We start from the raw sequence: 14,709 nt of genomic DNA on the forward strand, positions 1-14,709 counted from the left end.
GCACTTCCTACGGTTTTTTTGAAGTTGCTGTTTGCAGATAGTGTTCTGCAACGTCCAGCATTCGGTTGGCAAAACCCCATTCGTTATCGAACCAGGCCAGGATGTTCACAAGCTTTGGGCCTGAGACACGGGTCTGGCTGGCATCGACGATGGCCGAATGTGGGTCATGATTGAAATCACAGCTTGCGTGGGGAAGCTCGGTGTAAGCCAACAGGCCTTTGAGCGGGCCGCTGGTGGCGGCTTCACGCAAGATCCGGTTGACTTCATTGGCGTCGGTCGCGGTGGTGGTCTGCATCGTGATGTCGAGGCAGGAGACGTTGACCGTCGGCACGCGTACGGCTTTGGCCTGAATTCGCCCGGCAAGTTCCGGCAGCAGACGCTCGATACCGCGCGCCAGACCGGTGGACACCGGGATCACCGACTGGAACGCCGAACGGGTGCGGCGCAGGTCTTCGTGGTGATAGGCGTCGATCACTGGCTGATCGTTCATCGCCGAGTGAATGGTGGTGATCGACACGTAATCCAGACCAATGGCCTTGTCCAGCAGACGCAACAGCGGCACGCCGCAGTTGGTGGTGCAGGAGGCATTGGACACCAGCAGTTCGTCGCCGGTCAGGCAATCCTGATTGACGCCGTAGACGATGGTGGCGTCGACATCCGCCTCGCTGGCCATTGGCTGCGAGAACAACACGCGTGGCGCGCCGGCGTCGAGGAAACGCTGGCCGTCTTCACGGGTGTTGTAAGCGCCGGAGCATTCAAGCACCAGATCGACGCCCAGGGACGCCCAATCGATGCCTTCGGGAGTGGCACTGCGCAGGACCTTCACGCAGTCGCCATTAATATGCAGACAATCGCCCTCAACCCGCACTTCGCCGGGAAACCGGCCATGAGTGGAGTCAAAGCGTGTCAGGTATTCAATGCTGGCCATGTCAGCCAGATCGTTGATTGCGACAATTTCAAACCCGGCTTTTTCGCCTCGCTCAAACAACGCACGCAAGACGCAACGACCAATCCGGCCGTAGCCGTTGAGTGCAACTTTGTAAGGACGCGGTTGAGGCATGGGGTTCTCGATTACCGTTTGAATCCGTTATTGCAGTGGCGTCTGAACCACCGCTTTCGCGAGCAAGCCCGCTCCCACATTGGAATGTACTTTCCTGTGGGAGCGGGCTTGTTCGCGAAGGCGTCAGTCCGGACGACGCGACTTCTGGATCAGTCTTCCAGCAGTTCTTCAGCCTGACCCAGGATGTTTTCCAGGGTGAAGCCGAACTCTTCGAACAGTGCTGGCGCAGGCGCCGACTCACCGTAAGTGGTCATGCCGATCACGCGACCTTCCAGCCCCACGTACTTGAACCAGAAGTCGGCGTGAGCCGCTTCGATCGCAATACGCGCGCCAACCTGCAACGGCAGGACGGCTTGCTTGTAGCCAGCATCCTGAGCATCGAACACGCTGGTGCAAGGCATGGAAACCACGCGCACCTTACGGCCCTGCCCGGTCAGTTTGTCGAAGGCTTGAACAGCCAGGCCGACTTCCGAACCGGTCGCAATCAGAATCAGCTCCGGCTCGCCTGCGCAGTCCTTCAGCACGTAGCCACCGCGGCTGATGTCGGCGATCTGGCCAGCATCACGGGTTTGGTGCTGCAGGTTCTGACGCGAGAAAATCAGCGCCGACGGGCCGTCCTTGCGCTCCAGAGCGTTTTTCCAGGCCACAGCCGATTCAACGGCATCGGCTGGACGCCAGGTGTCGAGGTTCGGCGTGGTACGCAGGCTGGTCAGTTGCTCGATCGGCTGGTGCGTCGGGCCGTCTTCGCCCAGACCGATGGAGTCGTGGGTGTAGACGTGGATCACGCGCTGCTTCATCAGAGCGGACATGCGCACGGCATTGCGAGCGTATTCCATGAACATCAGGAAGGTCGCGCCGTAAGGCACCAGGCCGCCGTGCAGGGTGACGCCGTTCATGATGGCGGTCATGCCGAATTCGCGCACACCGTAGTACATGTAGTTGCCGCTGGCATCTTCAGCGCTGACGCCTTTGCAACCTTTCCACAGGGTCAGGTTGGAACCGGCCAGGTCGGCCGAACCGCCAAGCAGTTCCGGCAGCAGCGGGCCGAACGCGTTCAGGGTGTTCTGACTGGCTTTACGGCTGGCGATGGTTTCGCCTTTGGCAGCGACTTCAGCGATATAGGCCGAGGCTTTCTCCGAGAAGTCAGCCGGCAGTTCACCGCTCAGACGACGGATCAGCTCGTTGGCTTCAGCCGGGAACGCGGCGGAGTAGGCAGCGAAACGCTGATCCCACTCGGCTTCAACGGCACGGCCAGCTTCTTTGGCATCCCACTCGGCATAGATGTCGGCCGGGATTTCGAACGGGCCGTGGTTCCAGTTCAGTGCCTGGCGGGTCAGAGCGATTTCCGCGTCACCTAGTGGGGCGCCGTGGCAGTCTTCTTTGCCCTGTTTGTTTGGCGAGCCGAAGCCGATGGTGGTCTTGCAGCAGATCAGGGTCGGCTGCGCGCTCTTGCGCGCGGTGTCGATGGCAGTCTTGATCTCTTCCGGGTCGTGACCGTCAACGTTGCGGATCACTTGCCAGTTGTAGGCTTCGAAACGCTTCGGGGTGTCATCGGTGAACCAGCCTTCGACTTCGCCGTCGATGGAGATGCCGTTGTCATCGTAGAAAGCGATCAGCTTGCCCAGACCCAGAGTACCGGCCAGGGAAGCGACTTCGTGGGAAATGCCTTCCATCATGCAGCCATCACCCAGGAAAACGTAGGTGTGGTGGTCAACGATGTTGTGGCTCGGACGGTTGAACTGCGCCGCCAGGACTTTTTCTGCCAGCGCGAAACCCACCGCGTTGGCCAGACCCTGACCCAGCGGGCCGGTGGTGGTTTCAACGCCCGGGGTATAACCGAACTCCGGGTGACCCGGGGTGCGGCTGTGCAGTTGACGGAATTGCTTGAGGTCGTCGATCGACAGGTCGTAACCGGTCAGGTGCAGCAACGAGTAGATCAACATCGAGCCGTGGCCGTTGGACAGCACGAAGCGGTCACGGTCAGCGAACGATGGATTGCTCGGGTTGTGCTTGAGGTAGTCGCGCCAAAGTACTTCGGCGATATCTGCCATACCCATAGGGGCACCGGGATGGCCGCTGTTGGCTTTTTGCACGGCATCCATGCTGAGGGCACGAATGGCGTTGGCACGCTCACGACGGCTAGGCATCGCTGATCTCCTGGGTGTGAATAGATTGAAACGGAAAAAAGGAGGGCATTTTCCCTCACCGGAGCGCCTCGGGGCAATGACAGATAGTCATCCGGAGGCGTTTTTCCCATGGTTAGCGGCCGATTGTGCGGGTGAAACCTTTCCGCTGCTGGTTTGTAGAGTTAACCCGTCAGCGAGAAGTGCCATCTATCGTGCAATATCAAAACTTTTTGATATTGCCCTTGCAGTGCTTTGTGCCCATCAATAGACTGCCTGCCCTATGAACTTACACGCGCCTTCCATTCGACATGATGATTGCGACGAGCTGGCAGCCCTGTGCAAGGCCGGCGGCGATCCGCTGCGGCTGAATGTATTGCGCGCGCTGGCCAACGATTCGTTCGGTGTACTGGAACTGGCGCAAATCTTCGGTATCGGTCAGTCGGGCATGAGCCATCACCTTAAAGTGCTGGCCCAGGCCGATCTGGTGGCGACCCGCCGCGAAGGCAACGCGATCTTTTATCGCCGCGCCCTGCCCCACACCGAACTGCTCGGCGGCAAACTGCACGCGGCATTGTTAGAAGAAGTCGACAATCTGACCCTGCCCGCCGATGTTTTGGCGCGCATCGCTCAGGTTCACGGACAACGTGCGGCGGCCAGCCAGGACTTTTTCGCCCGGGTGGCGGAGAAATTCCGCGCCCAGCAAGACTTGATTGCAGGCCTGCCGCAGTACCGCGACAGCGTGCTGGCCCTGCTCGACAAACTGAACTTCAATGGTGCTGCCACGGCCATTGAAGTCGGACCCGGCGATGGTGCTTTTCTGCCGGAACTGGCCAGCCGCTTCAGCACCGTCACCGCGCTGGACAACAGCCCGGCGATGCTCGAACTGGCGCGTCAGGTATGCGTTCGCGAAGAACTGGCTAACGTCAGCCTGCAATTGGCCGATGCATTGAACAGCTCCAGCCTTCAGGCCGATTGCGTAGTGCTGAACATGGTCTTGCACCATTTCGCCGCGCCGGCCGAAGCGCTCAAGCACATGGCCAACCTGCTGCAACCGGGCGGTAGCTTGCTCGTAACAGAGTTATGTAGCCACAACCAGAGTTGGGCCAGGGAGGCCTGCGGTGATCTGTGGTTGGGGTTTGAACAGGATGATTTGGCCCGTTGGGCCACCGCTGCGGGACTCGTTCCCGGGGAAAGCCTCTATATAGGCTTACGTAATGGTTTCCAGATCCAGGTTCGCCACTTTCAGCGACCGGCTGGCGACACTCACCATCGGTAAATTCAGGAAAACATCGAGATGAGCGAATACTCCCTCTTCACCTCCGAGTCCGTGTCTGAAGGACATCCGGACAAAATCGCCGACCAGATTTCCGATGCGGTGCTGGACGCCATTATTGCCCAGGACAAACACGCACGCGTTGCGGTGGAAACCCTGGTCAAGACCGGCGTGGCCATCGTTGCCGGTGAAGTGACCACCAGCGCCTGGGTCGACCTGGAGCAGATCGTTCGTGACGTGATCTGCGACATCGGCTACACCAGTTCCGAAGTCGGCTTCGACGGCGCCACTTGTGGCGTGATGAACATCATCGGCAAGCAATCCCCGGACATCAACCAGGGTGTTGACCGCGCCAAGCCTGAAGATCAGGGCGCCGGCGACCAAGGCCTGATGTTCGGCTACGCCAGCAACGAAACCGACGTTTTGATGCCAGCGCCGATCACCTTCTCGCACCAACTGGTGCAGCGTCAGGCCGAAGCCCGTAAATCGGGTCTGCTGCCTTGGCTGCGTCCAGACGCCAAGTCGCAAGTCACTTGCCGTTACGAAGGCGGCAAGGTTGTCGGTATCGAGGCGGTTGTCCTGTCGACCCAGCACAACCCTGAAGTGTCGTACAAAGACCTGCGCGAAGGCGTAATGGAGCTGATCGTCAAGCACGTACTGCCTGCCGAACTGCTGAGCAAAGACACCCAGTTCCACATCAACCCGACCGGCCAGTTCATCATTGGCGGCCCGGTAGGTGACTGCGGCCTGACCGGTCGCAAGATCATCGTCGACAGCTACGGCGGCATGGCCCGTCACGGCGGCGGCGCGTTCTCCGGCAAAGATCCTTCGAAGGTTGACCGTTCGGCGGCTTACGCTGGCCGTTATGTTGCCAAGAACATCGTCGCTGCCGGCCTGGCCGAGCGTTGCGAGATCCAGGTGTCCTACGCCATTGGTGTGGCTCAGCCGACGTCGATCTCGCTGAACACCTTCGGCACCGGCAAGATCAGCGATGACAAGATCATCAAACTGGTGCGTGAAGTGTTCGACCTGCGTCCATACGCGATCACCACCATGCTGGACCTGCTGCACCCGATGTACCAGGAAACCGCAGCGTACGGCCACTTCGGTCGCACGCCGCAAACCAAGACGGTTGGCGAAGACACCTTCACCACCTTCACCTGGGAAAAAACCGACCGCGCCGACACCCTGCGTTCTGCTGCCGGCCTGTAATTCCCTGGCGGCATGAAAAGCCCCGCACGGTTCGCGCCGTGCGGGGCTTTTTCTTGCCCCAAATGCGAGGCTGAATTCAACCGATACACCTGCACAAGCGGGCTTGCCCGCGAAGACACCCGAACAGGCGACATCAATTCCCGATCAGAAACACCCCGCAAAACACCCCACACACCCAATCTGGAATCCTCGCCTAGCCTTCAAGCATTCCCCTTGAGCAAGGACGCTCACGATGTTTGCCACACTGCGCCTGTTGATGACTTTTCTGCTGACGCTCCACAGTTTCAACGCCCAAGCCGAATGCCCGAACTGGCCACCGGCCCAAGCCCAACGCGAAATCACTACCCTGCAAAACCAGATCGACCAATGGGACGACGCCTATCACCGCCAAGGCCGTTCATTGATTGCCGACGAACTCTACGACCAATCACGCTTGCGACTAAGCGATTGGCGCCAGTGCTTCAACTTGCCATTGACTGCCGCGCCTTTGCGCACAGCCTCTGGCACAGTGGCGCACCCCGTCGCCCATACCGGCCTGGACAAACTTCATAAAGCCGAAGCCGTTGAGGCCTGGCTTCGGGATCGCAAGGATGTCTGGGTACAGCCCAAGGTCGATGGCGTTGCAGTGACGCTGATGTATCGCGGCGGACGTTTGCACCAGGCGATCAGTCGGGGAGACGGCATCAGCGGGCAGGACTGGACCGCATCGGCGCGCAAGATCGGCGCCATTCCCCAACAACTCAAGCAACCGCTGGATTTGCTCGTGCAAGGCGAACTCTATTGGCGACTGAGCGAGCATGTGCAAGCACGCGCCGGCAGCGTCAACGCCCGCGCAATCGTCGCCGGACTGATGGGCCGCAAAGCCCTGAGTTCGGAGCAAGCCGCCGGGATCGGACTGTTCGTCTGGGACTGGCCGCAAGGGCCTTTGGATCTGGCCGAACGAACATCCACCCTGGCGACATTGGGTTTCGCCTCGACCGAGCGATACAGCCATCCCGTCGCCCACCTCGCAGACGCGCAGAAGTGGCGCGATCACTGGTACCGCTCGCCCCTGCCGTTTGCCAGCGATGGCGTCGTTCTGCGCCAAAGCCAGCGGCCGTCCGCCGAGCGCTGGCAGGCGCGTGCACCCTACTGGGCCATCGCCTGGAAGTATCCGTTCGCTCAGGCGTTGGCCGACGTGCGCAAGGTCAACTTCAACATCGGCCGCACCGGGCGCATCACCCCCGTACTCGAACTGACACCCGTCATGCTCGACGACCGGGAGATCAAACGGGTCAGCGCCAGCTCTCTGAAACGCTGGCAGGAACTGGACATTCGCCCCGGCGATCAGGTGGCAATCAGTCTCGCCGGGCTGACGATTCCGCGCCTCGACCGTGTTGTGCTGCGCACGACCGAACGCGCAGACATTTACATCCCCGACTCCAGCGAATTTCACGCACTCAGCTGTTGGCAACCGACAGCGGGCTGCGAAACCCAGTTTCTCGCTCGCTTGACGTGGCTCAGCGGCAAACAGGGGCTGGCCATGTCGCAGGTCGGCCGGGGCACTTGGGAGAAACTTCTGGAAACAGGCCGTCTGAACAACCTGCTGGATTGGTTGACCCTCGACGAGCCAGAGCTTGCTAACATTGCCGGCTTTGGCGAACGCAGCAGCGTGCGCCTGATGGACAGTTTTCGCAGTGCACGGCAACAACCGTTTGCACGATGGCTCAAAGCGCTGGGCTTACCGCCCACCGGCCAGGCACAACTGGCTGACTCATGGCAGGCGCTGGCACAACGCGACACCGCACAATGGCAGGCAGAGCCCGGCATCGGCCCCGGTCGCGCAGCGCAGTTGAGCGCATTCTTCCGCGAACCGCAGGTGCAGGCACTGAGCGAAACCTTACACGCCGCCGGAATCGACGGTTTCTGAACATGCAAACCCGGCGCGCCGGGAACCCAACGGCCACCGAGGCGCTCCAACAGCGCAGTGCCCAACCGACCCGATTGCCCTTGCACATGGAGCTCTTATGAAATTTCTTGCACCGCTCGCCCTGCTCACCCTCTGCGGTGTGATGGCCGCCCCCGTGATGGCCGCTGAAGACGCTCCAGGCCTGACCGGCTGCGCAGCCAAGAAGCAAGGCATCATGAACCAGATCGAGCAGGCCAAGTCGCGCGGCAATGCCGATCAGCAGACAGGGCTGGAAACGGCGCTGCGCGAAGTCACCGAACATTGCACCGACGCCGGCCTGAAGAAAGAGCGCGAAAACAAGGTGCTCGATGCCAAACACGACGTCAGCAAGCGCCAGGCGGATCTGGACAAAGCCATGAAGAAAGGCGATCCCGAGAAGATCAACAAACGCAAAGACAAACTGGCCGAGGCGCGCAAGGCATTGCAGGAAGCGCTGGACGAAATCGATAAATAAGAAGCCGGCAAGCTGCCTGACGTCATCGCGAGCATGCCCGCGATGACGTCAGGCTACAAAGATCAATGATCCCGAAACTTTTTATGGCAAGCGCTGCAGGCATCTTCAACTTTCTGTACCGCAGGCCCCAGGTTACTGGCCTTGTAGGGCTGAACCTGGCTGGCGATCACCAGCTCACCGGTCGCCGCTTCAAGGGTACGGGCCATTTCCTGAAAACGGGCCTGGTTCTGCCAGACATCGTCCTTGGCGCTGGTGTGATCTTCTTCGCGAACTTGCGGGAAATGCTTCCAGGGCTCATGGGACAACGCATCGAGCTTGACGGCACCTTCGGCGAACTTCGGTCCGTCGAACGGAACGCGCCCACGCAACATGCCGCCCAGGTTTTCACTGGTCTTGAGCATTTGTTTGAAGATCGCTTTGCGTTGACCCAGCGGGGAATTCGGATCGACACCGCCGCAGGCGGACAAGGTCAGACAGGCCAGCAATACAACAGAAAATCTTTTAAGAGTCATGGTGGCTTCAGGTCACGGAATTCGGCGGCCAGTATCCTCGCCTCACCGACAAACACCAATAGCCCTATTAAAAATACGGATTGCTTGAGCGCATGGAGCTCTCGGGCAGCCAGCACAGGAATCACTCCATGAACAGCCGTTTAAAAGCCTGGCGTCACCCGCTGATCGCAACGCTTGCGCTGCTGGCAATGCTGGCTGGTTGTACCGGCGGCGACGACGCCAAACCGAAAACCCACGCCTTGGCCACTTACTCCAGCGCAACGTGGGAAGCATTGCCGGCCGTGTCCGACAGCGATCTGGTGGCCGGTTTCGGTTCGTGGCGCAGCGCTTGCACCCGACTCAAGGCAGATCCGGTCTGGGGCGCCACCTGCGCAGCGGCGACCAATGTTTCGCAGAGCGCCAAGGAGATCCGCGCGTTCCTCAAGCAGAACCTCGACGTGTTCGGCTTGCGCGCCGAGAACGACAACCCCAACGGCTTGATCACCGGTTACTACGAACCGGTCTACCCCGGCAGCCTGACGCCAACCGAAACGGCCAATGTGCCGGTGTACGGCGTACCGGAGGACATGATCATCGTCTCCCTCGACAGCATTTATCCTGAACTCAAGGGCAAGCGTCTGCGCGGTCGCCTCGAAGGCCGGGTGCTCAAGCCGTATGACGATGCCGCAACCATCGAATCCAAAGGTGTGAAAGCACCCGTGGTGGCTTACCTCACCGACCCGATGAATCTGCAATTCCTGCAGATCCAGGGTTCCGGGCGGATACAGACGGCGGACGGCAAACAACTGCGTATCGCCTACGCCGACCAGAACGGTCACCCGTACCGACCAATCGGCCGCTGGCTGGTCGAGCAAGGCGAGTTGAAGAAAGAAGACGTCACCATGGGTGCGATCAGCAACTGGGCCAAGGCCAACCCTTCGCGCATCCCGGAACTGCTGGCCAGCAACCCGAGCTACGTGTTCTTCACGCGCAACCCGGACAGCAATGAAGGCCCGCGCGGGTCGTTGAACGTGCCACTGACGGCCGGTTATAGCGCGGCGGTAGATCGCAAGGTCATTCCGTTGGGCAGCCTGTTGTGGCTGTCGACCACCCGTCCGGACGGCACGGCTTTGGTGCGGCCAGTGGCGGCGCAGGATACCGGCGGCGCGATTGCCGGCGAAGTTCGTGCAGATCTGTTCTGGGGCACTGGCGATGCAGCCGGGCAACTGGCCGGGGACATGAAGCAGCAGGGGCAGATCTGGATGCTCTGGCCCAAAGGTGTCGCGTTGCCACAAGTGCCGCAGGTGGCAGACACAGCCAAAAACAAACCTTAGGTTACTCGCGCTTTCGCGAGCAAGCCCGCTCCCACAGTTGGAATACATCCCCGTGGGTGCGGGCCTGCTCGCGAAGAGCCAGTAGCCACACCCCAGAATCAGATCGACACAAAGAAGAACGAAGCAATCAATCCCATCCCGACAAACCACACCAGCGACCGCAAAATCGCCCAGTCCGCCAGATAGCAGATGATGTAAAGCAGGCGACTGGTGATAAACAGCACCGCCAGCACATTGACCGTCACCAACTGCGCCGTGCCCACCAGATGCGCAACGATCACCGCCGCCGCAAACGCCGGCATCACCTCAAAGCTGTTCATCTGCGCCGCATGCGCCCGCCGGGCTACGCCACCGACGCTGTCGAGAAAATCCCGGGGATCATGATTGTCGCTCAGCCTGAAACCGCCCGAGACCTTGGCCACAATCGTGCACACATACGGCAAAAAGATCGCAATCAACACACACCATAAAGCCACCGTCATAACGCCATCCTTTTTCGAGTGATAGGGTTTGCGGGCGGTCAGAACTTCATGACCAGCATGCCGATCAGCACCAGCCCACAGGCTAAGAGCCGCGGCCGACCGAAAGGTTCTTTCAGATAACGCATGCCGAACAGCACCACCAGGATCACGCTGATCTCGCGCAACGCCGCTGCCTCGGCAATCGAGCCCAATTGCATCGCCCACAGCACCAGAGCGTAGCTGAACAACACGCAGAACCCGACCGCCAGCCCCAACTTCCATTGCTCACGCCAGAACTGTATGAACGCCGAGCGCTTGGAGGCCCACGCCAGCAAGGGAAATGGCCAGGCGCTGAGCAGCGTGACCCAGACCAGGTAATCCAGCGGATGCGACCAGCGCCGCAACGCTTGACCATCGATGTAGGTGTAGCAACCAATGCACAGGCCGATAAGCGCCACCACGGGCAGCATCGACCACGGTAAATGTTTACCGCCGCCGCCCTGCCACAGCAGGCATGCCATCCCGAACGGAATCAGCATGATGCCGAATATCTGCTGAGTGCAGAGTTCCTCACCGGCAAAGATCAGCGTCAGCGCCAGCACCACCAGCGGCGACAAACCACGCATCAGCGGATAGACCAGCCCGAGGTCGCCGACCCGATACGCCTGAATCAGCAGATAGCGATACAGCAGTTCAAAAGCTGCCGAAGCCAGAATCCACGGCCAGATGTCTGCGGGAGGCAAGCTCACAAAGGGCAACGCGACAGCGACAAACAACAGCGCCACGCTGTCCATGCACGCCACCACCAGCAGCCGCTCGGCGCTGAATTTGATCAGGGTATTCCACGCCGCATGCAGCAGCGCCGCTATCAACACCAGAGCCGTCGCCAGCACACCCCACTCCTTTTTTGTGGTTGACCCTGCACCCGTCAGTCAGGTTATGGATGCGTGATATATCAGCAACTGTTTATACCGCAAGCGATCACGCCGCACTCCATTGCACACTGATAAACAGCACCGGCTCCTTTCCCTCCGGGAGAGGGCCGGGGTGAAGGTCTCTTCATCGGATCACACCTCACTGTGTCCCCAGCCTGATTCAGCCCATCCAACCCTTGCACTGAAGAATCGGTGCGCTGTCTTTCCACACCTCATCCCAAGGACCCCGGATGCTCGAGCTCGTAGCCGCTTTCATCTGCCTCACCACCCTGCTCACCTTCGTCAACTTCCGCTTCATCGGCCTGCCGCCGACCATCGGCGTGATGGTGACCGCACTGATGTTTTCCTTGCTGCTACAGGGTCTCAGCGTGCTCGGCTATCCCGGCCTCGAAGAGCGTGTGCAGCAACTGATCGGCCAGATCGACTTCGGCGATTTGCTGATGAACTGGATGCTGTCGTTCCTGCTGTTCGCCGGCGCCTTGCACGTCAATCTGAATGACCTGCGCAGCTATCGCTGGCCTATCGGCCTGTTGGCAACCGTTGGTGTCTTGATCGCTACCACGCTGATCGGCAGCCTTGCCTACTATATTTTCGCGCTGTTCGGCTGGCACGTGAGTTTCCTCTACTGCCTGTTGTTCGGTGCGCTGATTTCGCCCACCGACCCGATCGCGGTGCTCGGTGTATTGCGTACCGCCAATGCCTCAAAACCACTGAAAACCACCATCGTCGGCGAGTCGCTGTTCAACGACGGCACCGCCGTCGTGGTGTTCACCGTGCTGCTGGGCATTGCCCAACTCGGCGAAACCCCGACCGTCAGCGCCACGGCCATGCTGTTCGCTCACGAAGCCATCGGCGGCGTGCTGTTCGGTGGGCTGATCGGTTATCTGGTCTATCTGATGATCAAGAGCATCGAGCAGCACCAGATCGAAGTGATGCTGACCTTGGCACTGGTGATCGGCGGTTCGGCGATGGCCAGTGAGTTGCATGTCTCGGCACCGATTGCGATGGTGGTTGCCGGACTGATCATCGGCAACCTGGGCCGCAACCTGGCGATGAACGACATGACGCGCAAATACCTCGACGGCTTCTGGGAGTTGCTCGATGACATGCTCAACGCCCTGCTGTTCGCGCTGATCGGCATGGAGCTGTTGTTGCTGCCGTTCAACTGGTTGCACGTAGCAGCGGCGAGCTTGCTGGCGGTGGCGATCCTGCTGTCGCGCTTGCTCACCGTGGCCCCAGCGATCCTGCTGTTGCGGCGCTGGCGCACCGTGCCACGCGGTACCATCCGAGTGCTGACGTGGGGCGGGTTGCGCGGCGGGGTCTCGGTGGCTCTGGCGCTGTCGCTGCCACTGGGGCAAGAGCGTGATCTGCTGCTGAGCATCACCTACATCGTGGTGCTGTCATCGATCCTGCTTCAGGGCCTGACCATTGGCCGCGTCGTTCGCGGGGTGACCCGTGCACAGAACGTCAGCGCTGCCGATTCAGCACACTGACAGCTCAATCAGGCACCTTCGCAGAGCACTCGCTCTGCGACGGCCTGCTCAGCATCCCGAGCAGATGCCACAGCGCCCACGTATTAACCAGCAGCTCTCAGCACCGCATCAACCTGCTCGGCAGCGTGTAACAGAATGCTGTCGCCTCTAAAACTTCCAATCATTTGAAGCCCTGCGGGTAACGCCCCGATATCGCGAACCAGAGGGAGGTTAATTTGAGGCAAGCCAAACGCCATCCAGAATTTGCTGAAATCGGAAGGTCCGGTAGCGCCCAGGCCCTTCGGAGCGACGATGCCACAACTTGCCCCCAGGACGGCATCGAAAGGCTCGAATATCGGTTCCAACACCGTGGCCAACGTTGCCAAACGCTTCTTTGCCGCTGACTCTTGCTCCCACGTCGTCAGACTGGCGCGCTCGATCATGGCCAATAATTCTTCACTTAGTTTGTCAGGATGCGCTTGCAGTTCTTTGGCCAATGAACGAGCGCCCTCGCAATCGTTTATCAGCAGATGGTCATCAAATACCGCAGCAAACTCCTCAGGCAGCAACACCTCGCTCACTTGATGTCCCGCCAATCTCAGTTCTTCAACAGCAGCGTCCAGTGATTGCGCCACATCTTCGTCGACCTGATCCCAACGGGCGGTACGACAGAAGCCGAACTTACATAGACGACGATCATTAACACGCCTGGCCAAACCGGGGATCAAGACTTGAGCCATCAGTTCCAGATCACGCACGGAGCGGCCATACCAACCCACCGTATCGAAGCTCGGCGCCAAGGGTTTGACCCCCTCTAGAGAAATCAACCCATACGAAGGTTTGAACGCATACAGTGCGCAATAGGATGCTGGCTTGATCAATGATCCGGCTGTCTGTGAGCCCAATGCGATTGGAAAAAAGCCTGCCGCCATTCCCGCTGCCGAACCGGCACTTGAACTTCCTGGAGTTCTGTCAAGATCATGTGGGTTGCGGGTTGGACCGGTATGCATGTAAGCGAATTCGGTGGTATGGGTCTTGCCCATGATGACGGCTCCGGCCTGGCGCAGAAGCGCGACGACATGAGCGTCACGCGAAGGCCGGTTGTCCTCATAGATGGGGGAGTAAAAACGGGTGGGATGATCCAGGGTGTCAAAGATGTCTTTGACCCCCACGGGCACACCCGCCAGGAGGCCTTTCGCATCGCTGTTTTTTAATTGGCAAGCTTGACTGCGCACCTTGTCCGGGTCGAAGGACACAAACGCATTTATGCTTCGCTCTTGCGATTCGACACATTCAAGAAAGTGCTCGGCGACCGTTTCTGCGCTCACGACACCAGAACGCACCATGTGCGAAATGGCAGTGGCGTCTGCGTTATTAAAAGTTTGCATATCGCTCCTTGGGCTTCCCTTCGAAAAGCACTTGATGGGAGTGCACTACATGGAAACTTCAAGCGGCAAAAACTGACTGCAAGTCAGTGAAGCCTTTTATCTCGATAGGATTTGCGGCGGGATCCAGAAAAAACATGGTTGCTTGCTCACCAGGCTCTCCTGGAAAACGAATGCTGGGGGGCAGAACAAAATTCACTCGGCCTTTGATCAAACGGTCTTTTAAAACAATCCAGTCCGACATCTCGAGTATCACGCCAAGATGGGGCATTGGTACGTCGTGCTCACCTACTTTCCCTGTGTTAGTTACCCTAAAGGGCTCTCCCAAATGCAACGACAATTGATGCCCGAAAAAATTGAAATCGACCCAGGTATCGGTGCTACGACCTTCCTCACATCCCAGCAACTCACCATAGAACTGGCGGGAAAGTTCCAGATCGCTGACGTGAATAGCAACATGAAAAATAGACTGCATAGGTAGCTCCTGAAGGTCGCCGGAAGACGGAAATAACTGGCGAGTTGAAGACTGTGCGATTTATATCAAAAGAGATAGCATGT

13 protein-coding genes are annotated in these 14,709 nt (G+C 59.3%); 6 read left to right on the forward strand and 7 right to left on the reverse strand.

Annotated elements, in window-relative coordinates; all coding sequences use genetic code 11:
• Positions 1–7 precede the first annotated feature (7 nt).
• The gene (gene epd / locus AACY02_RS00550; protein WP_339430301.1) at positions 8–1,060 is read right to left on the reverse strand and encodes an erythrose-4-phosphate dehydrogenase; all 1,053 of its coding nucleotides are present in this window, start codon (positions 1,058–1,060) and stop codon (positions 8–10) included.
• Between the two features lie 149 nt (positions 1,061–1,209).
• Positions 1,210–3,207, reverse strand: coding sequence for a transketolase (gene tkt / locus AACY02_RS00555; protein WP_339430302.1), 1,998 nt, complete (start codon positions 3,205–3,207; stop codon positions 1,210–1,212).
• 259 nt (positions 3,208–3,466) lie between these two features.
• On the opposite strand from tkt, the gene AACY02_RS00560 reads away from it, so the two are divergent.
• The 4 genes from AACY02_RS00560 (at position 3,467) to AACY02_RS00575 (ending at position 8,073) form a co-directional block, all read left to right on the forward strand.
• Positions 3,467–4,462, forward strand: a complete 996-nt coding sequence (locus AACY02_RS00560) for an ArsR/SmtB family transcription factor (protein WP_339430303.1) — start codon at positions 3,467–3,469, stop codon at positions 4,460–4,462.
• Between the two features lie 18 nt (positions 4,463–4,480).
• Positions 4,481–5,671 (forward strand): methionine adenosyltransferase, encoded by a 1,191-nt coding sequence (gene metK, locus AACY02_RS00565; RefSeq protein WP_339430304.1) that lies wholly within the window; start codon positions 4,481–4,483, stop codon positions 5,669–5,671.
• A 232-nt stretch (positions 5,672–5,903) separates the two neighbouring features.
• A complete protein-coding gene (gene ligB / locus AACY02_RS00570) occupies positions 5,904–7,580 on the forward strand; it encodes an NAD-dependent DNA ligase LigB (RefSeq protein ID WP_339430305.1) in 1,677 nt (558 codons plus the stop codon).
• A gap of 97 nt (positions 7,581–7,677) precedes the next feature.
• On the forward strand, positions 7,678–8,073 hold the full coding sequence (locus tag AACY02_RS00575) for a DUF1090 domain-containing protein (RefSeq protein ID WP_339430306.1): 396 nt from the start codon (positions 7,678–7,680) through the stop codon (positions 8,071–8,073).
• Positions 8,074–8,135: 62 nt separating this feature from the next.
• Here AACY02_RS00575 and AACY02_RS00580 read toward each other — a convergent pair whose 3' ends face one another.
• On the reverse strand, positions 8,136–8,585 hold the full coding sequence (locus AACY02_RS00580) for a c-type cytochrome (protein ID WP_339430307.1): 450 nt from the start codon (positions 8,583–8,585) through the stop codon (positions 8,136–8,138).
• A 128-nt stretch (positions 8,586–8,713) separates the two neighbouring features.
• Between AACY02_RS00580 and mltA the strand changes: the two genes are divergently transcribed.
• The gene (gene mltA, locus AACY02_RS00585) at positions 8,714–9,898 is read left to right on the forward strand and encodes a murein transglycosylase A (protein WP_339430308.1); all 1,185 of its coding nucleotides are present in this window, start codon (positions 8,714–8,716) and stop codon (positions 9,896–9,898) included.
• A gap of 98 nt (positions 9,899–9,996) precedes the next feature.
• Here the strand turns inward: mltA and AACY02_RS00590 are convergent, their stop codons facing one another.
• Both AACY02_RS00590 and AACY02_RS00595 read right to left on the reverse strand, forming a co-directional pair.
• Positions 9,997–10,380 (reverse strand): MAPEG family protein, encoded by a 384-nt coding sequence (locus tag AACY02_RS00590; protein ID WP_339430309.1) that lies wholly within the window; start codon positions 10,378–10,380, stop codon positions 9,997–9,999.
• Positions 10,381–10,418: 38 nt separating this feature from the next.
• Positions 10,419–11,252: an EamA family transporter gene (locus AACY02_RS00595; RefSeq protein WP_339430310.1), complete on the reverse strand. Its 834-nt coding sequence runs from the start codon at positions 11,250–11,252 to the stop codon at positions 10,419–10,421.
• 272 nt (positions 11,253–11,524) lie between these two features.
• On the opposite strand from AACY02_RS00595, the gene AACY02_RS00600 reads away from it, so the two are divergent.
• Positions 11,525–12,787: a cation:proton antiporter gene (locus tag AACY02_RS00600; protein WP_339430311.1), complete on the forward strand. Its 1,263-nt coding sequence runs from the start codon at positions 11,525–11,527 to the stop codon at positions 12,785–12,787.
• A gap of 83 nt (positions 12,788–12,870) precedes the next feature.
• Here AACY02_RS00600 and AACY02_RS00605 read toward each other — a convergent pair whose 3' ends face one another.
• Entirely contained in the window at positions 12,871–14,154 is a 1,284-nt protein-coding gene (locus tag AACY02_RS00605; protein ID WP_339430312.1) for an amidase, read from the reverse strand.
• 58 nt (positions 14,155–14,212) lie between these two features.
• Positions 14,213–14,626: a VOC family protein gene (locus AACY02_RS00610; protein WP_339430313.1), complete on the reverse strand. Its 414-nt coding sequence runs from the start codon at positions 14,624–14,626 to the stop codon at positions 14,213–14,215.
• Between the last annotated feature and the right edge of the window lie 83 nt (positions 14,627–14,709).

Source organism: Pseudomonas sp. EA_65y_Pfl2_P78 (assembly GCF_963970495.1).
Classification (GTDB): Bacteria; Pseudomonadota; Gammaproteobacteria; order Pseudomonadales; family Pseudomonadaceae; genus Aquipseudomonas; species Aquipseudomonas baetica_A.

Bases quoted from the DNA above. Each gene is read 5' to 3' on its own strand.
- AACY02_RS00580 (WP_339430307.1), bottom strand. From the start codon at position 8,585: ATGACTCTTAAAAGATTTTCTGTTGTATTGCTGGCCTGTCTGACCTTG.
- tkt (WP_339430302.1), bottom strand. From the start codon at position 3,207: ATGCCTAGCCGTCGTGAGCGTGCCAACGCCATTCGTGCCCTCAGCATG.
- AACY02_RS00600 (WP_339430311.1), top strand. From the start codon at position 11,525: ATGCTCGAGCTCGTAGCCGCTTTCATCTGCCTCACCACCCTGCTCACC.
- ligB (WP_339430305.1), top strand. From the start codon at position 5,904: ATGTTTGCCACACTGCGCCTGTTGATGACTTTTCTGCTGACGCTCCAC.
- AACY02_RS00590 (WP_339430309.1), bottom strand. From the start codon at position 10,380: ATGACGGTGGCTTTATGGTGTGTGTTGATTGCGATCTTTTTGCCGTAT.
- AACY02_RS00560 (WP_339430303.1), top strand. From the start codon at position 3,467: ATGAACTTACACGCGCCTTCCATTCGACATGATGATTGCGACGAGCTG.
- metK (WP_339430304.1), top strand. From the start codon at position 4,481: ATGAGCGAATACTCCCTCTTCACCTCCGAGTCCGTGTCTGAAGGACAT.
- AACY02_RS00605 (WP_339430312.1), bottom strand. From the start codon at position 14,154: ATGCAAACTTTTAATAACGCAGACGCCACTGCCATTTCGCACATGGTG.
- mltA (WP_339430308.1), top strand. From the start codon at position 8,714: ATGAACAGCCGTTTAAAAGCCTGGCGTCACCCGCTGATCGCAACGCTT.
- epd (WP_339430301.1), bottom strand. From the start codon at position 1,060: ATGCCTCAACCGCGTCCTTACAAAGTTGCACTCAACGGCTACGGCCGG.
- AACY02_RS00575 (WP_339430306.1), top strand. From the start codon at position 7,678: ATGAAATTTCTTGCACCGCTCGCCCTGCTCACCCTCTGCGGTGTGATG.
- AACY02_RS00610 (WP_339430313.1), bottom strand. From the start codon at position 14,626: ATGCAGTCTATTTTTCATGTTGCTATTCACGTCAGCGATCTGGAACTT.